This is a genomic window from Ruegeria sp. THAF33, from assembly GCF_009363615.1.
Lineage (GTDB): Bacteria > Pseudomonadota > Alphaproteobacteria > Rhodobacterales > Rhodobacteraceae > Ruegeria.
In genome coordinates, this window is the sequence record NZ_CP045385.1 from 105,505 (window position 1) to 128,569 (window position 23,065).

Sequence of the window (23,065 nt, forward strand, 5' to 3'; positions counted from 1 at the left end):
GAATAATTGCTCACAACCCACTGCGAGCAAGTCTATATGGCAATATGGTCTGAATCGTTTGAGCAAGCCGAATATTGACAGATTCAGGCCTCTGGCGTTTCGATCGAGGCTGCACCATTGGTGCGATTAACATCTGTGTGGGGAAAGAACTCTGCCCATACGTGCCAGAAGAGACCGGGCTTCACATCTGCCGAACGTACGAGTTGCTTGCCGTCGCCGGTGATCCCAAAAAAGTCGACGCTCTGAACTGGTGCCCCGGTGCTATTTACCCAGACGTTCAAGCTTTCATAAGTCGGGCTCCAAGCCACGACCACCGGCCGCCCGCCCACCTCGGCATTCACCACATTGCCCTGCGAGACGACGAAATCATCGGTCCAACAGGTAGCATCCGACCCGATGTTAACGCCCCAGACATACGTCTTAGTAGGCAAGCGCGGATCAATTGGCCGCTCCAAGTTTTGCATGATTGGTTTGGCCTCGGTGTGATGCTTCTGAATCGTCGCGGTAAAGGCCAGTTCCATGGCGCTGTCCAACAGGAACAAAAACGGGTTTGAAGGTAACTTGTTCAAGAAAACCGCACCTTCAGGATAGGCCTTTTGAAACCCACGAAAAGTCATACGGAAGGTCGGCCACGCGCGCATCGCCAGTTCCGGACGCAATGGGCAGACGAGTCCCTCGACGCTGGTATCTTGGTCCTTGGCGCGGAAGCCGTAAATCTGCTGCAATGGCTCGCCCGTGTTATTGTCGCGTAGGACAAGGTTGTTGCCATGCTGGGCAAGCACCTCCAGATCGAGCTCTTTGTCTTCTACCACCGGAACGTAGCCAAGACCCAGATTGGCTATTGCACAGAACGTCATGACTACTGGTTCACCGTCCAGACCGTCATGAGTACCAGCCAGATGCGGGCGCATGATTTGCGGTTGGGGATGCGCACGGGCGACGCCATTGTTTTCCAGAACAATGACCTGAGTTGTCGGGCTGACAAACTCCTGTGCCTCTTCGATACTGTAATATTTTGCATTATCTTTCTGGTTGCGCAGGCCCACATGGACATACACCCAAGTAAAGGCAACAAGACCAAGGCTTAGAGCGGTCCCCGCCCAAAACACCCAGGCAACGCCGCCGCCAAACGCGAAGTGCGTGACAGCGGAGAGGGCCCATGCCGCAATACCAATTCCGACGAATTGATATTCATTGCGAATAAACCGGTCCACGTTGGCGCGCTTCGTTTTAATAAAAAGCTGCGGTATGTCACCGAGATCGCGGAAATAAAGCAATGCAACAATAACCGAAGCGAAAGTTGCCAAGTAAAATATCGCGTCCGCCACAATAGGTACTCCCTGCTCTGAACCCGCTCGAGCCAGTATGTGTTCAAAAGTATCTAACCTAATAAGTAAACAAAACGAAACGCTGCTTCGAGTTTAAACAAGCCATCACTCATTTTCGAGAAAAGTCACCTGCGGCGCGAAACAATGAAACGTAGTTTCAGCCGCAGATTTCTGGGCAAGTAAGAGTCTGCTTTGTCCGCGACCCGTAAATTCGACACTTGAACCATGCTGCGGACCCCACCAATGACCGGTTCTCTCGCCGCGCGACAGCACGGCAGTTTTCGCTCCTGCCGCATTTTTCACGCTGCGAGCGCGCGCAGCACAAAATCACAATGACTAGGTAGGGCTCGATGCAGTCGTTCTCTGCTGTTTGCATAATTGGCTGGTCGCAGCCCGCAGCGGACGTTTACAAGGAAACTTTGCTGTTTCGTAGAGCGCAACAAATCCGTCGTTTGTCGAATCTCTTGAGACGAAATCGCAAATGCGTGTTAGCTCCAGACTATGGCAAATACATCTGCTAAAGATCGACCGTCCATCCCCCACGCAGTTGCGGTAATAGGCGTCCTTATTGCTTCGATCTGTTTCGGATTGGTTCCCTACTTCAGCCGCAGTCTAACCGAGCAGGGTGTAGCACCCTATGCTGTGGCATTCTATCGCTACATTGTTGCAGCGCTTCTTCTGCTTCCCGTCCTCATCCGGCACCGACATGAATGGCGAGAGATCACTTGGGGTCTGTCAGCCGGAGCGGTGATGGGACTTGGTTGGATCGGATATGTAACGGCGCTGGAGAAGTTGCCTGCGTCGACAGTCGGCGTGCTTTACATGACCTATCCGGTGTTCACACTGGTCATTGCCTGGGCTGTGTTCGCCGATGCACCGACGCGGCGCGCCTTGTCAGCTGCTGGTTTGATTGTGGTCGCCGCTGTCATTGCTGGCTCGCCCGCGTCAGTTCCTGTGGCGCATCTACCAACGCTGCTGATATCACTTGCCGCTCCTTTCGGGTTTGGTTTCGGAATTTGCGTCCTGGTGCACAGGTTATCCCGGATTGCGCCCTTGGCCCGCATCGCATCAGTTTCTCTGGGGTCTGCATTGGGCCTCGCGCCGCTCATTCTCGGTGCAGAGGTTGGAGAGCTTCTCCCAAGGGATCAATCCGATTGGCTTCTCATTGTGGGTATCGGACTTGTAACCGCTCTGGTGCCCCAGCTTATCTACACAATCTGCTCGCCGGTCATTGGGGCTTCCCAAACTGCGGTCGTCGGAAGCATCGAATTACCCACAATGTTTGCCGTGGGATTTCTGGCCTTTGACGAGGCCATCTCATTACCTCAGGCCTGGGCTTGTGCGCTAATTCTGAGTGCAATTGCGATCACAAGAAGCCGAAGAACGCGCACCGTATCTACCGTGCTCACAAGATCACCGAAGCGGTAGTGTTGCACTCGCAATAGTCCTACTTTGCGGCGCCGATCAGGCCCCGACATAATGTGGGCGATGAGGTGGTGCGCACCCATTTCGGCACGTCTTGTTCTTGGTTCAGGTGATGCTAGGTCGTGTTGACAAAAGGGATTCCCAGCGCCCGCTGATCGTGATTCAAGCCGGTATCTGCGATGGAGGCCAGCTTGGCAAGAAACCTAATGTCGGACGAGGAGTGGGCGTTCTTTGAACGGTTCATTCTTTCGATCCGTGCCCCGAACGGGCGCAAACCGATCAACCACCGCCTTGTTCTTGATGGCGTTTTCTGGATTGCACGTACAGGTGCCCCATGGCGAGACTTGCCTGAGGAGTTTGGGAAGTGGTCGAGTGTCTACCGACAGTTCCGTCGCTGGACCCTCGCGGGGCTCTGGGAACAGATTTTGGAAACCTTGACCGAAAGCAGGATCGTTCCTGATGCCCTTCAAATGGTCGACAGCACCGTGGTTCGTGCCCATCATCAGGCAGCGGGCGCAAAAGGGGGACTCCGCGACAGGGTTTTGGCCGCTCAAAAGGCGGCTTCACGACCAAGATCCACCTCCGGGTAAATGCCGCCGGGCTGCCGATGAGAACTGACATCACGCCTGGCCAGACATCGGACTATCTTGGATTTGATCGGGTCATGGACGACAACCTGCCCGAGCCAGTCGTGCTGCTAGCCGACAAAGGTTACGACGCCGACCGCATTCGCACCGACCTGCACAACCGCTGCATTCGACCGGTGATCCCAATGCGAAAGTCCCGAAAGAAGCGCGTTGGTTTGGATTGGCATCTCTACCGGCTGAGAAACCTGGTCGAGAGATGCTTCAACAAGCTGAAGAATGCTCGGCGCGTGGCAACCCGCTATGACAAAACAGCCGAAAGCTTCCTCGGCTTCGTAGATATCACTTCGATCCGCCTCTGGATCCGCCATTTGTCAACATGACCTAGGTGAACTTGACCTTCACTGATGTCGCGTGGCCTCTTGAGACGAAATTGATCGACAGGTGTTGTCTTCTCTGTCTCTTGCACTTCGGAAGGATCTTGCAGCCGTGCCCTTTAATGAAATGACGATTGCCCAGGCTCTCAAGCAAATCAATGCGAACAAGTTCGTCTTGCCGGCAATCCAACGTGAATTTGTATGGGGGCCTGAGCGAATTTGTAAGCTCTTCGACAGCCTGATGCAGGGCTTTCCGGTGGGATCGCTGCTTTTTTGGAACGTCGAAGCCGAGTACAGCGGCACGCTGCGGTTCTACGGTTTCATGCGGGACTACCACGAAAGGGACAACCGGACCTGCCCCGAGTTGCCTGTCATCCACGACCAGGATGTCACGGCGATCCTTGACGGACAGCAGCGTTTGACCGCACTAAACATCGGTCTGCAGGGTTCAATGTCCATGAAAAAGCCGCGGATGCGATGGACCAGCGACAACGCGTTTCCGGCCACGACGTTGTATTTCAATCTCACTGATGCGCCAGAAGACGACGAAGAAGGCGAGACATTTCATTTCAGGTTTCATGAACGGCCGCCAGAGGGAGACGACATCTGGTTTCCGGTGCCAAAGTTGCTCAGCCTGACAAAAGGCGTTCCCATGCTGTCGTGGTTGCAGTCGCAGGGGCTGGGTGGCGAGGACCTAAACCGGGCCTTCTCCCGCCTCGATTGCCTCTACGATGTCATCAACACAGAGAAACACATTGCCTACTTCGTCGAGGAACGGCAAGATATCGACCGGGTCCTCCAGATCTTCATCCGGATGAACTCGGGCGGAATTGTCCTGTCCTATTCCGACCTGCTCCTGAGCATTGCCACGGCGCAATGGACGAATAGAGACGCGCGGAAGGAAGTCCAGTCCCTCGTCGACGACATGAACAATGTCGGCAACGGCTTTCGATTCGACAAAGATCTGGTCCTCAAGGCCGGGCTAATGCTGCTTGACGTGCAAAGCGTTGGGTTCAAAGTCGAGAACTTCAACCGCAGCAACATGGAACTGCTGGAAGCAAACTGGGATAGCGTGCGCGAAGCCCTGGTCCGTTCCGTGCAACTCGTCTCCGATTTTGGATTCGACGACACGAACCTGCGAGCAGACAGCGCTCTCCTCCCCATCGCCTACTACATACATCGCCGGGGCCTGCGGCAAACCTATCTCTACGCGCAGGCTGAACATGAAGACCGAGAGCACATCCGGCGCTGGCTAATGCGATCGTTTCTCAAGCCGTCCGGGATCTGGGGGAGCGGGCTCGACACGCTCTTGACGGCGCTGCGAACCATTGTCCGTGAGTCGGCAGCGGACGGTTTCCCTGTTGCAGCTATTGAGGCCGAGATGGCCCGGCGCGGGAAAGGACTCGCCTTCTCAGACGAGGAAGTCGAAGAGCTGTGTGCCATGCGCTACGGCGATCGCCGGCTCTTCTGCCTTCTCACCTTGCTTTACGATTTCGTCGATACCCGCAACAACTTCCACATCGATCACTTCTACCCGCGAAGCCGCTTCACAGTTGCCAGGCTGAAGGCGGAGGGTGTCCCAGATGGGGATCTCGAACGACTACGTAGCCAAGTTGATGAGGTCGCCAATCTCCAACTGCTTGAAGGCGGACCGAATATCGAAAAGGCAGCCAAGTGGCCTCATGACTGGCTGGAAACCCGGTTTGGCAGTAGTGACGAACCGGGAAATTCGAAAACGCGAAGTGCCTATCTTGACCGTCATGACCTTGTCGACGTAGCGCCCGGAATTCAGGATTTTGACAGGTTGTATGAGGTGCGTCGCGCCGCAATCCAAAAGAAGCTGGTCGCAATTCTTGCTTGAGACCGCCCTATTCTGCACTCAGCCTGAATCGACCCCAATTAGTAAATGCACTCCATGAACGACAATTCAACACAAGCCGCCAAGCTCGAAGTGTCACGCGATGATCTATACGATCAGGTCTGGTCAAAGCCGATGACACATTGGGCCTGTTGGTCACTCTGGGCGGTGCGGTCGAATAACTGTTGTCTTGTTAGTCTTCGTGGGGAATCTAATCCCAGCCGGTCAGATAACGCGCTGTGGGATCAAGCGGACATGGGCCGATACCAGCGCCTTCATTTTGTCCCACGGTACGACAGAGTTTTTTGGTGGGATTGTGGGAGAAAACTGGTGTTCTAACACTCAATAATGGAGCAAATCATGAACGCCAAAACGAAAAGCCCCGCTGGTCTGCCCTCGAAGAAACATGGCATGAAGTCCGGAAAGAACCGCGACAACAAATCTCCCAAGTCCGGGAAAGCCCCTCGGGTGCCGATGACAACGGAAGCTGTCCGGCGCATCGAACAAAGCAAGACGCCCGACAGTGGATTTGTAGACCGCGCCCGAAAAACGGTTGCTCACGGCCGCCCGAAGCAACCGGCACGTCAGCCCTGATGCTATGACTTGAGCACAGCCTTGCTGAATTGGGATCAGAGGCCAAATTCAGCAAGGCGCTTCCTATGGTTGTCCAATGCGCTATCGTAGATCTGCGGCCAATCCTGCCAAACGTCGTGCAAGTCTTGAAGCAGTGTCGGATTGTCTAGCTTGCGACTTGCGTACTCCCACACACGCTCAATGTAACTCATGAACCCAGCGATGTGTCCGTAGATTCGCAGCCGAAGAAGTTCATTTTCCCACTTCGCATCCCCGTCGTCTGACAATGCACTCTGCAATGTCCCGTCGGGAGGCGAACCCTCCGCGGCTTCGATCGTTCGGCAAATGTCTTCAACAACCTTGAATGTAAGCGGTTTTTGGCCCGAAAGAACTCCATTCAACTTTCGAACAATATTTTCGCTTCCATTGGCGCCGTCCGGGTGTTTTGCCAAAAGGGTGTGGATCTGGCGGGCAACGCTGGTCGGGCCCCGACTGCCCGTTCGCGGAGCACTATGGTGAGCTCGCTCAAATTCAGCGACGGCGGCGACCCAGGCGGGTCCACTCGACCATCTCTGCCCGCCATTTTCAGTCGACTGAGGTGTCGGGTTCAGAATTGGGTTGTCCTCCTCGCCGGGCGCGGCCGCTGCCGCCGAAACGAGAGCCAGTTGCCACATCATACCGGTCTGAAACGCCAGTCGCCCCAATCGTTCCGCATCGAGGCTTGTTTCGCGTTCCACATACCTTTGCAGAGCTGTTCCTTCGGGCAATCCTTTCAGGCAAGTCTTTATAAGATCCTTTTCGGGGATCTTGCCTTGTTCCAAAGCGAGGCCGTTCCGCTCCGGCTCAGAAAAAGCTTCGATGAACGAGGCAAATAAAGCTCGCGACGTGTTCGAGCCTGGAGCCGATGTACCAGAACGGCTGACTTCCATACCCAAAAGAAGTGAAGTTGGTCCGCCGCACCATTTTGCGAACTCGTCGAAGGACAAAGCGTACTTCTCTTGGAAGGTATTGAGAGAGGCATCAAGGTCAGCGAGGTTGAATCTTTTTGCTTCTTTTCGGTCGGTCCGATCAGCCCAATGATCTAGGAGCTGTGTAAAGAAAGCCCGCATCTTCTTACTACCAAGGGAGACTGCCTCGGTATCGGGAATACGATCTTTCATTTTGCGGAGACGGTCGGCTTCGCGAGCTTGCGTTTCTGTAAGGCTGCTGTTGCGAGCAAGAAAAGGAACATGCTTCGGTTGAATGTTGGGCCGCGCTGCGCCGAGGTCCGCGCAGTACGCATTCATCAGGGGGCCTTTGAAAGGATAGCTGATCATCGCAGTAGTCGGTTTTTTGGGTCTTGTGTTGATTGGAGCTGTTTGGAGGGAAGTGCTATCGATTTGTTGCAGCTACGGAGGGATCCCCTGTTAAATGCTCTTGCCAGAAGGTTTTTCGAGTGGCTTCAGAGCCGATGTTGAACCGATCCATCAGTGAGGATGACGTCCTCCATGGGGATATCCCAAGGCATCGGGAATATTGTCGGAATGCGACAGTCGGCAAACCCGACCCCTACCACTCGTGGTAAGGGATCAAACTGAGCTAGTGTACGGTCATAGTAACCACCGCCATTTCCAAGGCGAAAGCAGGCATCGTCAACCCCCAGCAATGGCGTGACTACAACGTCCGGGATGAAATCTGGTCCGTTCGTAGGTATCGGAATATTCCATATGCCACGAACCATCTTACATCCCGGAAACCAAGGTCGGAAAACCAGCGGTGCGTTTTTTTCTAGGACCACTGGCAATAGAACAGTTGAGCCTGCGGCCTGGACGCGTGCCATCCAGTCACGCAAATCCGGTTCGCCGCGAATTGGCCAGTATACGGCAATCTTCATGCCTTTCTGTGGTGCGATAAGTGTATCAAGCGCCCTAGAAAGCGTTTGCGTCATGACGGCCCGTTCCGATGTGGATACACGCCGCCGCGCGTCCAGCAATCGAACACGCTCGCCTCTCCGGAATCGAGCGACATCTCGCAGGGTATCGGGATCAACCAGTTGCCCGTTTACCAACATGTGAGCTATGCAAGGAATTGAGCCACCTCTGTCGTCTTGCGCCATGCTTCTTTCTTTGCGGGTGAAAAACCGGTGCGTGATGGATTACACAAAATCAGCAAGATGGGAATCCCTGCGATTCAGGTTTTCGGCGGAACGCTTTAAAGGTAGACAGCCGCGCGATCCTCCGCGCCGCGTCCGAGGCGCAGAAGGCCGTGGATTACATCATGGCTGGCGCCGCGCGGGCCGACCGGGTGGGAACTGAATGAAGGCAAAACATAGACCTCGAATCAGGTGAGGCGTGATGCGGCGCGGGTGCTAGGGGCTCGGCGGCATGCCATTCGGCCCGAGCGACGTGGTCTTTTCCAGAAAGACGAAGCCGAATCTCAGAAACCCCAACGCGTATTCGTCGGCATACTGGAACGACACCTGCAACGCACGGCCCCGGTCGACGCCCTTGCCCCAGGATTGCCAATGCTTCGCCGAGGGCGTGTCGCCGGTCCGGTCGTGCTCAATCCCCTTGGCCGTGACCGTGGTCAGGCCGGACCCGTAGCCGGCGGCGAACTCAGCGAGGTTCCAAGCATTGCCAATCTCGACGAAGGGTTTCTGACCCGGAACCGCAAGACGCGCGCGGTGGTCGGAGAGGCACTTGGTCACATCGCGTCCGAAATCGACCATCAGCCGCTCGATCTCAGCTTCGCTTGTGTTGACCATCGGAACGGCGACATGGCACCCCAGTGTAACGCGCGAGAGGTCCGCGGAATGCTCGGACCAGCTGGTCTTGCAGCTGGCGTCAGAGATCGGCGGGTTCGGGATCTTTTCGGCACCGTAGCCGTCCCGCTCGCGTTCGGCCGAACCGATCCCGCCGTAGCGCGCCCCACTCTCACTCAGCCAGTAGTGACGGGTCAGGAAGGTAACGCTGCTCAGAAGCTCGCCAAACCGGCGGCATTGCAGCTTGACGGTGCGGGACGGGATGTATTCGTCGACGAACCTGTCGCGCTGTCTGGTCGTGTCGCATTCTTTCCGGATCGAACCCATGTAGGACATCTCGTCGATCTCGCGGTCGAAATATTCCGGCGTGAAGCGCCGCAGCGCGAAGTCGTAGGCCGCGACCCGCTTGGCGAGCTCGTCCGGCAGGTATCCGTCGACGGGCTCGGCAGCGCGGAACAAGGCTTTGAACCGGTCGTAGGCGGTAATCAACTTTTTGTCGTCATTGTTCTCCGTCGCGATGATCCCGGTCAGAAGCGTGCCGTAGGTCAGTTCGCAGACGGCAGCGACCTTCTCGACCACCTCGGGGCTCATGTTCTTACGAAATTGGATCAGGGTTTCTCTCGAGTTTCGGGTCAGCGCGTCTCGCAGCACCGCGTGGTCAACGAACGCGGCCGGAGCGTAGCCGTAGAAGAAGTTGTCCAGAATCTGGAGCGTGGCGAAGAGGTTGAGTCGGTCGCTTTCCCGAAAGACATACTTGAGAAGCTCCGCGCTCCGGGCATCGGCGCGCGCGCCGGCGAGCGTGTCGAGGTCATGGCAGACGCGAGCCGTCAGCATCAGCGTGGCCAGCTCGGAGTCCCCGTCCAGAAGCCCGGCAACCGTGTCGAAGGGCGCCTGCGAGTCCGCCGCTTCGAGCGCGGTGCAGAAGGCGCGTTGCTGCTGCGCCGCCGCCCCCGTCGGAAGCGCCACCAAGGCCAGCGTGATGAGGGCGTGTTTCAGAACCATAACACATCTCTAACCAGACACGGTCCGAGTGTCACGCTGATCGCCCCGCCACGCAAGCAGAGACGGTCCCGGTCCGGTGAGTCAACACGACCGCCATCAGTTGAGCGATAGGTTCTGGCACAGGGAAGGGCGGTGAACTTGTCTGGATATTTATTCGAGTGCGCTCCTCCGACCTCCCAGTCCAAGGCCTCACACACCTAAAGCGTCAAAACGGTCGTTTTTGCCCTTGACAGAAACGTATGGGTTTTGGCCGGTGCCTGGGATGCCTAGTATATTTTGTCTTCGCCCATTTCCCGTAGAACGTTTGCGAGCTCGCGAGCAAGATTATCGAACATTTCTGGTATTTGTCGGAACACAGGGGCGTGGCGGAGGTACACTTCGCGCTGATTAGGGGCATCCTTTAGAAGTTTATAGGCGGCTTCAGCTTCTTGAGCGAGGTTTGCGATCTGGGTACCAAGCTTAGGGGCAACGCTCAGTATTTTTTCAGACCGTGCTGTGCTTTGCACGATGGACAGCGTCTCGATTGTGTCTTCAAGTAAGCGACCACACAAGGACGCTGCAAAATCAACATCTCGCCTCTGGTCTTCTTCTTGAAGCAATCTATCAAGATTATAGCTGAGGTCTCCCCTCATACCAGAGGTATAGTTTACCTTTCGAAGCAAGGATTGGACTTCACGATAGTGTGCCCGATGGTCTTGTTTATCGCGGAATTCCTGAAGCTCAGATATTGAGTCAAGAGCAGCGCCGAAGATGGAAAAAATTTGCTTTCCTATGAGCAGAAATGGGTTGTCTCCCACAAAAAACCTCCTTCGCAAAGAACATCAAAAAAACTAAGTATAGGGTTACACGCAGGCATGTTCTAAACAAGAGGTCGCAACTGCCAAAAACCCCTCGCCAAAAACTAGTGGCCAAAAACGGTCGTTTTTGTCCAAGCCCCATGCACCACCCAGGATCAATCGCTTAGCTATGACAAAAACCCCCGGGCAAAAATTTTGCAGTTTTGGCAGGTTTTTGTCTGGGTTGAGGAGGGGCGTCCGCCACCATCTGTCAATGTCTGCTCACGGGAACGCTGCGATGCAGCATTGACCCGCACACTCAGCATCCGGTTGGGGCCGTCCTCATCGTCGTGATCTAGGCCTTCCAATGAGATGCTGCGGTTGTTCCGATGACGGCAACGAGCCCACTTTGACCGATGCTGCGCGATGCCCCAATTACAGCAAAGCGCAGTAAACAGACACTGCAAATCTGCAAAGTCTACCCGCAATCCACAGAGGGCGCGGCCTAGACCCGACCTTTATCATCGCACTTGAAACTGAAGCGCAATTTCAATTGATCAGACACTCGCGCTGCGCACCAAAGATTTACTCTGGCAATGACCTCTCTTAGTGTCGCGAGAAAAGTTGCCGCATACGGTATATGCGGATTTTTGACAGAAATTCTTGTGAGCATGAGCAGCTGCAATGACTAAAAACATTGATATTGAACGTCGATTTGCCCCGACAGAAGAAAATCAACTTAGTGATCCAGACTACCTTTCGTATTTAGGAGATCAGCCTCACGGCGTCAAAACGTGGCTAGACTTGCTACAGGCGAGCCCCATCGTAGTGCTTGGCGAGGGACGGATCGGAAAGACCTTCGAGTTTGTGTCACAAGTTGAGAGTTTAAAGTCTCAAACTGAATTTGCGTTCTTTGTTCCTCTGGAACGGTTGCACGATGAGAATTTGGACGAGGCGCTAGATCCAAAAGAAGTCCAACTTTTCCATGCGTGGAAAAACTCGGCAAATTCAGTTGGTTACTTTTTCCTGGATGCATTGGACGAGTTGAAACTCCGTGAAGGCACTCTGCGCAAGGCGCTCAAGAAGCTACAAGATGCAGTTGAACCTCATTTTGGGCGCGTCAATGTCATCCTATCTTGTCGCCCCGCCGATTGGAAAACCACCATAGATCAACAGTCGTTGAAAGCCTTCTGCGTTTCAGGGAATGAAAGCCGCCCAGAAGTCATTGCGGACCCAGAAGCAGCTTTTCTTGCCGTTGTTTCAAGAGAGGAAGCAAATGCTGAAGAAAAAGACCCGGCGGAAACGGAATTCGGTGGTGTTGATCGAAGTCAAGTCAATATCGTTTCCATATTACCGCTGAGTAAGAACGAAGTACGTGATTTTGCAAAGCTCTACTCCACAGAATGTGCGGAGGAATTTTGCAATCACCTTGAATCCAATGATATTTGGCATCTTCATCGTCTGCCCGCAGAGATTATGGACACTCTTGATCAGTTACAGGCGGGCCAGCCGCTGGGACAGCTAGAAGAGCAAGTTCGGTTCGGCATTCAAGAAAAGCTAGGGGAGACCGAAGAAAATAAGCGTCGGTCCTTAAGCTTAGACAAAGCCGTAGCTGGGGCCGAGCGGATCGCACTTGCATTGTTCCTCCTCAAACGTCGCAGCCTAAAGACTGAGAAAAACAATGATCCTGAGACCTTGGACGTAAACGACGTTCTCACTGATTGGCAACCCCACGAGCAGGAGGAACTGATTGGGAAGGCATTGTTTGACCCAAGCGGAGTTGGGGCAGTTCGCTTTCACCATAGGTCGTCTCAAGAGTACTTAGCCGCCAGAAGGTTGCTCCATCTACGTGAGCAAGGCATGCCAATCCGTGAGTTTTTCGAGCTACTATTCAGCAACATCGGCGGGGAGCAGGTTGTTAAGCCTAGTATGGCGCCGATAACGGCTTGGTTATCACTGTGGCTTCCCGATGTTCGTCAACAGGTGTTGGATCTCGAGCCAACTCTTCTTTTTCGACAAGGTTTACCCAGTGCTTTGCCACTTGATTTGAAGGCTGAGATTTTAAGAGCATACGTCAAACAGTATTCGAATAAGGACTGGTGCCGCACAGGAGTTGATGCAGAAAACCTGCGGCGAATTGCAGATAGCAACCTAGCTCCGGTGGTGCGGGAGCTTTGGGTGGAGGGCTACACCGGGCACGACAGCCGAGAGATTTTGCTGGATTTCATTTATGCGGCTCCAATTTCGGAGTGTGCTGATCTCGCACTTGATGCCGCCTTGGATTCAGAAATCGGGCCCGTTCACCAAACCTACGGAGCTTGGGGCGTTCTGGATGGCGGTACGGACGAACAAAAGCAGGTGCTAGCTAACGCGTTGCTGCAAGGCCATATGTCAGAGCGGATTACAAGGAACATACTGCCGCGATTGGTCCCGCAGCACATCAGCATAGATGAAGCATTTGCTCATATTGAGAGCATGGAGGAGATACCAAATTCAGTTCATGGATTGAATTATACGCTTTATCAAATTTCGAAGAACGCAGAGGTTTCACGTTCGGATCAGATTTCATTGCGTAGTCACTTAGCCGATGCCATTTGGCAAACACGCCGCGCCGATTGCAGAATGTATCAGGCCCATTCGGAGAAAGATCACTATCAAGATGGTCTCATTGCTGCGTGCGCTGCATCAATACCTACAACAGGTGAGAATTCCCAAGTCTGGGCGCGTGCGGTTGCAATAGCGATGCACTTCGGTGAACGACGTGAGAGCATCATCGCAAAAGAGGAGACAAAGGCAGTTTGGGTTGCTCTTGGTGAGAACCCCGTACTTCGCGCGAGCTTGTTTTGGGCATGCCTTGAAATGGCGGACGAACTTGAAGGGCATGAGGATGACTGGCCGAGGTTCATTCGATCAATTTCAGAAAGCAGAAGATCAACTCGACTGGACGACAGCGACTTAGAATGGCTTCTTCCAACTCTCGAAAACGATGCACCCGAAAACCAGCGAGGCGTCGCATTTGAGGCCGTTAAGTACTTCTTTGATCTGAGAAATAATGCGGATTTGGCGCGATCAGTATCGCAGAGGATTCAAGATAAGCCAGCATGGTGTGAAACCTTGCATCAGATTTTGAACCCGCAGCCGCGCGAACCCGATGAATTCGAGCTGGAGATGCAGGCTCGGGAAGCAGAACATGAGCAGGAAGAAACAAAGCGAGTAAAGGACTGGGTTGAATGGCGCTCCGAAGTGCTTGCTGATCCAGACTTCCTGATGGACGGTGACAGGCGGATCGGAGTTCTTTTTGATGCTCACAAGGTGATCGAACAAGGCATGGAACGTGACAGCCACTGGGGGCTCTGGGATAGTCATCTCATTGCCAGCACCTTTAGCGAACAATTCCTTGAACGATACCGAGCGGAATTGTCCAAATACTGGCGCGAAACAGAGGTTTTATTACCAAGTGAACGCGAGGCTAGCGAGCGCAATGCCATTTATGACAAGTACCTCCTAGCCCTGGCAGCAGTTAAGGCAGAGACAGAAGTTTCAGGTTGGGAATACCGGCTTACACACGAGGAGGCTATTCAGGCTTCGCGAATTGCTTGCTTGGAACTCAACGGATTTGGCAGCTACTATTTTGAACTCGACAGAGCACATCCGGATGCGATGGCACAAGTCATCGCCCAAGAGAGTCTGGCGCAACTGAATCAGCTGAATGAAACAGGTCGCGCGGACATGTTTCATGACATTTTTTATCACGGAACGGACAACATGAAATCTGCCTTTGCAGCTCATGTTGCTCCGCAACTGGGTGCTAGGCCGCTTGGCGACATTCAGGGCTTGCGCGATGCCATAGACTACGCCGTCCGAATTATTTCTACGCATGGCTCAGAGGAAGAAAGGCAGATCGTAACAAATACGTTGCAGTCCGGATTGCCTGGTGAGGAAGACTGGCCAAGTGGCTTCAAAATTTCCCTACTTGCAACCCTGAATCCTGAAATTGGATGCCAGGCACTTTTGGATGAGACATGCAATCTAGACGACAACTCTCAGCGTTCTGAAGCTGTGGCAATTTTTGCATCCGTATTTGGTGACAGGCATGACCGGCGAATGCCAAATCTGAACTCTATACCCGTTGAACGCCGGGTGCCGGTGCTTCGTGACCTCATATTGCGAGCATACCAAGCTGTTCGCCGCGACGAAGACGTTAGACACGATGGTGTCTATTCACCAGGCGTACGAGACAACGCTCAAGATGCGCGATCTTTTTTGTTTGATACCTTGTTAGAAGTAAAACACCCGGCTGTTCTATCGGTGCTTCATGAACTCGCGGAAAGGCCAGAGTTCTCCCATATGCCTGACCGGCTTCGCCAGATGTCCTATGAAATCGCTACGCAAATCAGCGACGATACACCTTATCCGCTGGTTTCGTTTCAAGCACTAGACCGTGAGAGCGCGTTTATTCCCTACGACAACAGGTCATTGTTTACAGCAATGATGGGGCGGCTCGATGCATTTGAACACGACATACTGCATGCAGAGGATCGGCCGATTGAAGCGCTACGCTTGCTGGATCAAGAAACAGGTTTGCGCTCATTCATTTCAAATTGGCTTCGGGGACGAGACCGGGGTGTGTTTGACTTTACACAAGAAGCAGTGGTCGCTGATGAAAATCGCACGGACTTAAGACTCCATCCAAAATCCCTGCAAGGATATGCAACGGTGGAGCTAAAGCGCGAGACTTGGAGTATTTCTGAGTTTGAAACCGCCCTTCACGATCAGCTTGTCGGTCAATATCTTCAACATGAAAGATGTCAGGTCGGATGCCTCCTTATTTGTCAGCGAGCCCAAAAGCAGTGGCGGAACCCTGAAGGTGGACAGATGTGGGGACTAGAAGAAGTTGTCATTCATCTTCAAACACAGGCTAATGAATTGATGTCGCAATACCCGGAATTACACCTTTCGGTAAAAGGCATCGATTACTCCTAGTTCTCCGTAACAAACCGACAAGCTCGAAGGTCCGTTTTACATGTTGGGTTCCAGACCGTGCGTCGGCGCATCCAATGGCCACTTCCCGCCCGCTCTTCGGGACAAGCCAGTTTAACCACCCGCAAAATCTATGTCCGCTTTGGGCTGAGACCGGTCCTCAACAACCATTGAGCCTATGGCAACTTTGTCCGCGCTTCAGACCTCGACCATGACCCAATTGGAGCAGGTGCAGCGAACGGCGGCTATGCGGGTTGTGACCGCAGCATCAAGAGTGTCTGCTGGATGTCGGCTAAGGGCCGTCTTTGAAGCCAGGTAGCATCGCACGCGATAAACCATTCTTGGGTTTGGCTGTTCCCATGCGCAAGGTTTTGAGTTGTTCTGTTAGCTGCCAACAAGCACCTCGCCGACCAAGTGAAGCATGGCTTCAGTATAGGTCTTCTGATCACCGCCATAGGCGATCTCAAGTGCCGCGCGATCAAATGCCGCTGAAAGTAGGTTGGTAAGCGCATCGATGTGCTGCGGCGACTGTCCGGGAAGGGCGCGCGTAAGTCCGTCGCGAAGTTCTTCGCTGCCATTTGCGCGTGTCAAGGCAACGGCATCGCTATGCCCCAGTACGGCAGGGGCTTCTTCCAGCAAGAGACGGACCCGACCGGGCACTAGCATTGCTTCGAAGAAGGCGTTCGATCCAATAATCATGGCCTGCTCCGGTTCGGCCACATCACGGGTTTCCTGGTCGATATGAACGGAAATTGCTTTTGCTTCTTCTTTGGCCAGCGCACGAAACAGGTCAGCCTTATCTGCAAAGTGATGATAGAGCGCGCCGCGCGTGACCCCAGCCCTGCGCACGATTTCCGGCGTTGGCGTTTCAGCAAAGCCCATTTCGATAAACAGATCCCGCGCGGCCTCAAGAAGCTTTGCTCGCGTATCCGCGCGTCTGTCCGCTTGGCTCCGTCGCGCGGGCTTAGTTGTGGTCATGTCAGCGCTTTCCGGCTTTTAGCAAAGTTATCTTACATACATCTTGCATGTTATTGCAAATGCATGTTACATACATATTGCATGTAAATGAAAGGAACTCAAAATGCGTGTCAAACAGTACTATCCTGTCATCCAGTCCGAAGCAGTTGCAGAGACAGCCGATTTCTACAAACGCCACTTCGGATTCCGTGCGGCCTTTGAGGCCGATTGGTATGTGCACCTGCAAAGCGAGGCGGACCCGTCGGTGAATCTGGCGGTCGTCCAGTCTGAACACGAAACCATCCCCGAGGAATCGCGGGGCGCATCAAAGGGCATGATCCTCAACTTCGAAGTCGAGGACGTCGATGCAGTAGACGAAAGGCTGCGCAGCGATGGCGTGCCGTTGGCGAAGGCACTTGTCAGTGAACCCTTTGGGCAGCGCCACGCAATCTATCGTGATCCAAATGGGGTGCTGATTGATGTCATCACGCCCATTCCACCGTCTGAAGAGTTTCTGGCCCAGTACGCGGCTGACGCAGTTCCGGCCTGATTGAGAATGGCAAAGAAGCTAAAGGACTGGTTCGATAGTGATTGCGCGACCTTGCTGGGTCGCGCAATTAAGGCCAACCACAAAACGTTCGATGTCGACAGTTATGCGGCCGAAGTAGACAGGGGCGTCCGGGCCCTTGAACTGAAAGATCGCATTGGCTTGATGTCAGACGCTTTGCGTGCGCGACTGCCAGAAGACTACAAAGAAGCAGCTGCGATCCTCGCCGCCTCTCTAGGGCAGCCACTTGAGGGTGAGACAGGCATGTTTACCACCGGCTACTGGCTCATGCCGGTTGCGCGCCTGATCGAAGATCATGGAGCCGACGAACTCAAAACATCTCTGGACCTGTGCGAAGCAATCACGCAACGCCACACCGCCGAATATGCCATTCGACCCTATCTTGAACGGTATCCATGCGAGACTTTGACACGCATCCATCAATGGGTGCGCCATTCAAACTGTCATGTCAGGCGGCTTGCCTCAGAAGGTGTTCGACCCAGGTTGCCCTGGGCCCGCCGTCTCAATGCCTTCATCGAGAATCCCGAATCCGCAATTGCCGTTGCACATACTCTTCGTTCGGACCCATCCCCCTATGTGCGCAAGTCCGTCGCCAACCTGATCAACGACATCTCTAAAGATCATACGGCATTGGTGATTCAGCTGGTTGAGCGTTGGCAGGAAGATGCATCGCAAAACACAAAATGGATCATCCTCCATGGGACCCGCACCCTCCGCAAGCGGGGGGTGATGGGTTGATCTGCAGCGACTATCTAACTGCATAAATGGCGGCTCTGGGGAGGCGCTGTCGCCGACCCAACTAAGTTGGGATTACTCACGAAGTATATGGCGCAACGCCCCGACGGAATACCAGGTCTGGCGCACACAAATCGGCCCGGCGCAGCCGCGCACCGCGAGCGCGCCTGGGCTGGCTTCCTCCAGCGTTCCTCTGAATCGCCAACCGTTTTCGGGACTTAGCATAGCGCCAGTCCAGGCGGTGCCATCAAAGGTCAATTCTTCCGCCAGGACATCCCCCACTCGCGCGCCTTTCATATCTTCGGGTTCCCAAGCCCAAGCAAGCCTCGCACAAATGATATTGGGATCGTTCGCGCATGTATCGAACGCGATGATTGCGCCTAATCCGGGCGTTGCGTACCGCCCGTTCAACTCAAATGCGTCAGCGCGACCTGCGAGTAGACCTGCCATCACTATGAAACTCAGTGCTGCAATCCGAAACTTGGCAGTTGAAACGCGAGGCGCGACTGCCGCAAACCGTTCGTGATAGTCGGGATGCTCCGTCCCCATCCATCTGTCCCACCACGTGAAGTACAACCCCATGTTCCATCGCCCTTGGGAGTGATGCAGGTCATGATGCGTCACACTTGTGAGCCATCCGATCAGAGGCTTTCCATTCGATCGCACCGGAAAGACTTCGATACCGCAGTGACCAAGGGCATTTCGCAAAATCATATGGGTGACGAAAACGAACAAGGCGACGGGATGAGCGGGCAAAAGCAATAGCGCTAAAGGCAGGAAAACTGCGTTCACAACAGCTTCACCGACGTCGAAACTGTAAGACGTAAATGGCGTCGGGTTGTGGGAGCGGTGATGGAGCTTATGCAGCCTGCGAAACAGTGCGCGGTGGTGCAGCAGGCGATGTGACCAGTAAAACCATGCATCATGTGCGACGATGAGGACAATGATGCTGGCGGCGAAATATGCGAATCCATAGTCCGCGATCTCATCGTAAATCTCGATGACGCCAGCGCGGCTGCCAAGTCCGATCAGTGTGCCGACGGCTGCAAAGATGGCCACGGTGCGCAAACTGGCCATTAACTCGCGGAAAATCTGACCTGATACGGGGCCAGAAGCGCGAATCTTCTGGCGGGCAAGGCGCGCCGCGAGGCCAAGATTGACAACGACATAAACACCGCCTGCACCAACCACGTAGCGCAATAGATCAGCTCCGAAGACTTCTGCATAAAGGCAGAGCAGAGATGTGATGTTGAGGAATTCCATTGGATGCTCCTTGAATGATGTTGAAGGTGCATCCGCATTGCATCGGATAAAGCTATGATGCTGGCTGATCCCGGAAATCAGACTGTTATCTTCGAAATCGGAGTTGATTTTTCGAAATCGATAAGCCTTGTTCGTTGACCGGATGGCCAACACGCGATTGCATGAACGCCATTATGACCGAGCTTGCGAAACTGGAGATTTTCTTACGCGGCGGGGCGATCGCAACGCTGCTGTTTTGCGCCGCCGTCTTTGCGTTGCACGGTCCGCCGAACCGGAAGGATGGCTCCGTCGTCGCGCTGTGCTTGGGTCTATGTGCCTATATGATGGTGTCTTCGCCCAGCATCGGCATTGAGGCCGGGCCTGTGTTCACGGTGCTCGTTGCGATCTCGGCAATCGTTCCTGTTCTCGTCTACTGGGCCGCACTGGAACTGTTTCAGGACAATCCAAATTTCGCACGCTGGCAGTTTGTCATATGCGGGCTCATCATTGCCGCAGCGTGGCTCTCGTTTACGTCGATCTCACTTGGGGTTGTGCGAGGCGCAGGTGCCCTTGTCATCTTTGCCCATCTGGTGGCCGTTATCATCCAGGGGCACGAGGATGATCTGATTGAGACGCGCAGACGCTTCAGGCGATGGTTTCTGCTCGTGGTCGCCGGTGTTGCGATCTTCATCACCGTTTTGGAAGTGACCGGGGCCGATCGCGGGTTATCGGTCGGTTTCTACCTTATGCATGCGTTGGTGTTCTGGGGGCTGGCGGCGGCATTTCTCTTATGGGTCGTGCGGGTTGATCCCACCATCTGGTTGGTCAGCCGGAAGAGCACCTTGCAGAGCGACAACACATCCCCGGCACAACGCGCATTGATCGGACGCATCAATACCGCAATGTCGGAGAAGCTATGGGAGCGCGAAGGACTAACCCTCAGCCAGATGGCTCAAGCGCTCGGCACCCAAGAGCATCGTTTGCGCAGCGCCATCAACCAAGGGATGGGATATCGGAACTTCTCAAGTTTCATCAACGGGTATCGCATCGCGCGTGCGAAGGAGCTCTTGAGCGACCCCAATCTGGCCGAGCGCACCGTGCTGAGCATCGCATACGATATTGGCTTCGCCTCCCTTGGCCCCTTCAACCGCGCGTTTCGTGAAGCGACGGGTCAGACGCCGACAGAGTATCGACAGGCAGCGTTGCGCTCTACCTGACTCATTTGGGTTCGAATGTCGGCACTGCTCCGCGGCCCAAACGTCCGCCGAATTTGATATTCTGCTGTTGCAGCGAATGTCCGGTAAGCGGGCTGCGATCGCAGCATCCATGCCGATGGTCGAGTGACCGGTATGGGCCGAAATTGCCCCGTGTCTTGAACAAGCCGCAGATTCCAAAGCACTCACATGCCCGGCATCCCTTTCACTGCCCTACACCCAACCGGTGTACGTCCAATGCACGCTTGATGCACGGATATCACCCCTCAGAAATTGTGGACATTTCCCTCCTCTGGACGCCCTGAAACAGCTTTCCTATCTAATCACTCAGGCACCCAATTGACCGAGGCGCACATGACCGAGATGACCGACCCCATGGAAGGTGCATCGCAGAATGCGCCGTCATCCGTTGATCAAACTGGTAGCTCCCTGATAGTTAAAGAAAAAAATGCTCCCGACCAGCTCGCCCGTTGAAAAAGAAACCCGAGAAATCAGTGCAAGATCATTGTCGAGCACCTGTGCGCTGTCGGGGTCGATCCAGAGACCGCCAAAGGTGAAGGGTATACCACAGCCGGCTTGATAGGACCCGAACGGGCCTTCGTCGATAGGAATGGCCGAATCGGATTTCGGCACATCCAACAGTTGTGCCGTGGGGCCGTCCCTGACGGTCAGGCAAACGGCATGTTGGTATCGAAGGCGGCGTCGCGGCTGCGGTTCTCGTCCAGCAAGGCTTGCGAATCGACGCCCTTCAATTTTGGCTCCAGGCCCACCAGTGAGAGGCCATCACCTTGGTGACACGTTTAATGCGAAATTCGTAATGTAGAAGAGGCGTGACCTTTGTGTCGACAATTTGCCAGGTGAACTGATCAGTGGTGGAGGTTCTGAAATCGGTGACGGCAATCTGTTCTGCGGGCGAATCCGGGCTGAACGTTCCGATATCTTCGACCCTTGATACGCAATCCTCATCGCCCCTGTTGTCCCGTGCAGCATTACCCGCGCCTGTGATGATCACATCTCAGGTTTCCATCCGGTCACTCCTTATGTGAGGTCTTGAACAGGTCCTTGCGCAGTGTCATCAGCGCGCCCGGGTCTATTCTGGCTTGAATAACGGTTGTTTCGTTAGAGGTGATAGCCTGTTGCAAGGCAGGGCCCATGCCACCGGGACCATCGACCCATATGCCTTTGCCACCACATAGCTCGGCAAACCTGTCATAGCGTGGTGATTGAATTTCCGCGCCCATCAGACGCCCACCGTAAAACTCCTGCTGATAGGCTTTTTCGGCGCCCCAGGCCTGATTATCCAGCACAATAATGGTGATCGGGAGGCCATGCTGAATGGCCGTCTGGATCTCGATCATCGTGTAGCCCACGGCGCCATCACCCATGATCGCTACGACAGGCCGATCGGGCGCAGCGGCCTTGGCGCCGATGGCCGCGGCCAGGCCAAAGCCGACAAGGCCAAAGTCAAGCGGCGTAATCAGGCTCATCGGTGCGTAATGGGCCAGCCGGTCGGCAGCCTGCAAGCAGGTGTTGCCGGTGTCCAGCGTCACGATGGCGTCCTCTGGCAATGTGGCACGTATTTCAGCCAGGGCGCGGCGGGGGTGCATTGGCAGCGTGTCCAGGGCCCCCTCTTCGGCCCGCTCGGCAGCAAGGCTTGCCATGTCAGCGTGGAAGGTGTCGCGCCAAACCTCGCAAGGCGGACGGGTACCAGCCCCGATCAGCGCCTCGGCCGTCAGGCGGGCATCGGCCTGCACAGCAATTTCAGCGGGGAAGTAGCGGCCCACGGCAGAACCGTCGATATCCACATGTGCAATGCGCGTATCGAGGCCGACATAATCATTGCTGTGGAAGGTGGAGTTGAAGCCAAGTCGCGCGCCCAGCACCACCATCACATCGGCCTCTTTGGTGAGGCGGCTGGCCACACGATTGCCGCGTGGACCCGCCTGTCCGGCAAACCACGGGTGCCCATGGCGCATCACGTCTGCATGCCCGGTTGAGGCCACCACCGGCACCTCAAATGTTTCGGCCAGAGCGGCAAGCGCATCACGCCCCTTGCCCCATTTGAAGCCACCGCCCGCAAAGATCACCGGGCGCTCTGCGTTTGAGAGCAAGCTTGCGATGGCACTGATGTCTTCGGGAGCCGCAGGTCCCGGGCGGGCGATGTTCACGGGCTTAGGATCGATGGCCGCGACTTCGGCTGCAAACAGGTCGCGCGGCACATGCAGAACCACCGGACCTCGACGGCCCGAATTGGCCAGCCGGATCGCGTCTTCCAGCATGGGCACCAGACGTGATGGGTCAGTCACCATAAGCGATCGTTTGCTAATCGGTGCGAACAATGCCACCTGATCAACTTCCTGAAACGTATCTTTCGCCTGATCTGCGCGGGTAATGGCACCAGCGATCACCACCAATGGTGAATAGGCCAGATGCGCCTCTGCGACGGCTGTCACGATATTCACGACGCCAGGACCTGCCTGCGCACCCAGCACCACACCGGGCTTGCCGGACATCCGCGCCCAGGCATCGGCCATGTGTCCGGCAGCCCGCTCGTCTCGGGCGCCGACATAGGCGATTTCGCCCCCCTTATACATCGCGTCGAAAAGTTCCAGCATCGAGCCACCCAACAAGCCGAAAACAGTGTCGATGTCGTTGGCCTTTAAAACGCGGTAAACGGCTTCGCCGCCATTTATGGTCGTCATTGGG

General features: G+C 54.8%; 17 protein-coding genes and 1 pseudogene. 8 read left to right on the forward strand and 10 right to left on the reverse strand.

Annotated elements, in window-relative coordinates:
- Positions 1–83 precede the first annotated feature (83 nt).
- Positions 84–1,328: a DUF3179 domain-containing (seleno)protein gene (locus FIU92_RS17770; protein WP_254705406.1), complete on the reverse strand. Its 1,245-nt coding sequence runs from the start codon at positions 1,326–1,328 to the stop codon at positions 84–86.
- Between the two features lie 501 nt (positions 1,329–1,829).
- On the opposite strand from FIU92_RS17770, the gene FIU92_RS17775 reads away from it, so the two are divergent.
- From FIU92_RS17775 to FIU92_RS17790, 4 genes and pseudogenes are all read left to right on the forward strand, one after another.
- The gene (locus FIU92_RS17775; protein ID WP_152460061.1) at positions 1,830–2,756 is read left to right on the forward strand and encodes a DMT family transporter; all 927 of its coding nucleotides are present in this window, start codon (positions 1,830–1,832) and stop codon (positions 2,754–2,756) included.
- A gap of 203 nt (positions 2,757–2,959) precedes the next feature.
- A pseudogene (locus FIU92_RS17780) lies at positions 2,960–3,720 on the forward strand (IS5 family transposase).
- Between the two features lie 121 nt (positions 3,721–3,841).
- Positions 3,842–5,575: a DUF262 domain-containing protein gene (locus FIU92_RS17785; RefSeq protein ID WP_152460621.1), complete on the forward strand. Its 1,734-nt coding sequence runs from the start codon at positions 3,842–3,844 to the stop codon at positions 5,573–5,575.
- A 357-nt stretch (positions 5,576–5,932) separates the two neighbouring features.
- Positions 5,933–6,166, forward strand: coding sequence for a hypothetical protein (locus tag FIU92_RS17790; protein ID WP_152460062.1), 234 nt, complete (start codon positions 5,933–5,935; stop codon positions 6,164–6,166).
- Positions 6,167–6,201: 35 nt separating this feature from the next.
- Here the strand turns inward: FIU92_RS17790 and FIU92_RS17795 are convergent, their stop codons facing one another.
- From FIU92_RS17795 to FIU92_RS17815, 4 genes are all read right to left on the reverse strand, one after another.
- Positions 6,202–7,461, reverse strand: coding sequence for a hypothetical protein (locus tag FIU92_RS17795; protein ID WP_152460063.1), 1,260 nt, complete (start codon positions 7,459–7,461; stop codon positions 6,202–6,204).
- 125 nt (positions 7,462–7,586) lie between these two features.
- Positions 7,587–8,240, reverse strand: coding sequence for a 5-formyltetrahydrofolate cyclo-ligase (locus FIU92_RS17800; RefSeq protein WP_152460064.1), 654 nt, complete (start codon positions 8,238–8,240; stop codon positions 7,587–7,589).
- Between the two features lie 252 nt (positions 8,241–8,492).
- Positions 8,493–9,887: a hypothetical protein gene (locus tag FIU92_RS17810; RefSeq protein WP_152460065.1), complete on the reverse strand. Its 1,395-nt coding sequence runs from the start codon at positions 9,885–9,887 to the stop codon at positions 8,493–8,495.
- 266 nt (positions 9,888–10,153) lie between these two features.
- On the reverse strand, positions 10,154–10,684 hold the full coding sequence (locus tag FIU92_RS17815; RefSeq protein ID WP_152460066.1) for a hypothetical protein: 531 nt from the start codon (positions 10,682–10,684) through the stop codon (positions 10,154–10,156).
- Positions 10,685–11,347: 663 nt separating this feature from the next.
- On the opposite strand from FIU92_RS17815, the gene FIU92_RS17820 reads away from it, so the two are divergent.
- Entirely contained in the window at positions 11,348–15,646 is a 4,299-nt protein-coding gene (locus FIU92_RS17820; protein WP_152460067.1) for a hypothetical protein, read from the forward strand.
- A gap of 381 nt (positions 15,647–16,027) precedes the next feature.
- Here the strand turns inward: FIU92_RS17820 and FIU92_RS17825 are convergent, their stop codons facing one another.
- Entirely contained in the window at positions 16,028–16,621 is a 594-nt protein-coding gene (locus tag FIU92_RS17825) for a TetR/AcrR family transcriptional regulator (RefSeq protein WP_152460068.1), read from the reverse strand.
- Positions 16,622–16,724: 103 nt separating this feature from the next.
- On the opposite strand from FIU92_RS17825, the gene FIU92_RS17830 reads away from it, so the two are divergent.
- Positions 16,725–17,150: a VOC family protein gene (locus tag FIU92_RS17830; RefSeq protein ID WP_152460069.1), complete on the forward strand. Its 426-nt coding sequence runs from the start codon at positions 16,725–16,727 to the stop codon at positions 17,148–17,150.
- Between the two features lie 6 nt (positions 17,151–17,156).
- Positions 17,157–17,906 carry a DNA alkylation repair protein gene (locus FIU92_RS17835; protein WP_152460070.1) on the forward strand — a complete coding sequence of 250 codons (750 nt, stop codon included), beginning with the start codon at positions 17,157–17,159 and terminating at the stop codon, positions 17,904–17,906.
- A 72-nt stretch (positions 17,907–17,978) separates the two neighbouring features.
- Here FIU92_RS17835 and FIU92_RS17840 read toward each other — a convergent pair whose 3' ends face one another.
- Positions 17,979–19,319, reverse strand: a complete 1,341-nt coding sequence (locus tag FIU92_RS17840) for a sterol desaturase family protein (protein ID WP_172978532.1) — start codon at positions 19,317–19,319, stop codon at positions 17,979–17,981.
- An 8-nt stretch (positions 19,320–19,327) separates the two neighbouring features.
- On the opposite strand from FIU92_RS17840, the gene FIU92_RS17845 reads away from it, so the two are divergent.
- Positions 19,328–20,362 carry an AraC family transcriptional regulator gene (locus tag FIU92_RS17845; RefSeq protein ID WP_152460072.1) on the forward strand — a complete coding sequence of 345 codons (1,035 nt, stop codon included), beginning with the start codon at positions 19,328–19,330 and terminating at the stop codon, positions 20,360–20,362.
- Positions 20,363–20,761: 399 nt separating this feature from the next.
- On the opposite strand, the gene FIU92_RS17850 is transcribed toward FIU92_RS17845, so the two are convergent.
- The 3 genes from FIU92_RS17850 to FIU92_RS17860 all read right to left on the reverse strand — a co-directional run bounded on the left by FIU92_RS17850 (position 20,762) and on the right by FIU92_RS17860 (position 23,061).
- Positions 20,762–20,998 carry a hypothetical protein gene (locus FIU92_RS17850; protein WP_152460073.1) on the reverse strand — a complete coding sequence of 79 codons (237 nt, stop codon included), beginning with the start codon at positions 20,996–20,998 and terminating at the stop codon, positions 20,762–20,764.
- A gap of 109 nt (positions 20,999–21,107) precedes the next feature.
- Positions 21,108–21,371 carry a hypothetical protein gene (locus FIU92_RS17855; RefSeq protein ID WP_152460074.1) on the reverse strand — a complete coding sequence of 88 codons (264 nt, stop codon included), beginning with the start codon at positions 21,369–21,371 and terminating at the stop codon, positions 21,108–21,110.
- 19 nt (positions 21,372–21,390) lie between these two features.
- Positions 21,391–23,061, reverse strand: coding sequence for a thiamine pyrophosphate-binding protein (locus FIU92_RS17860; RefSeq protein WP_152460075.1), 1,671 nt, complete (start codon positions 23,059–23,061; stop codon positions 21,391–21,393).
- Positions 23,062–23,065 lie beyond the last annotated feature (4 nt).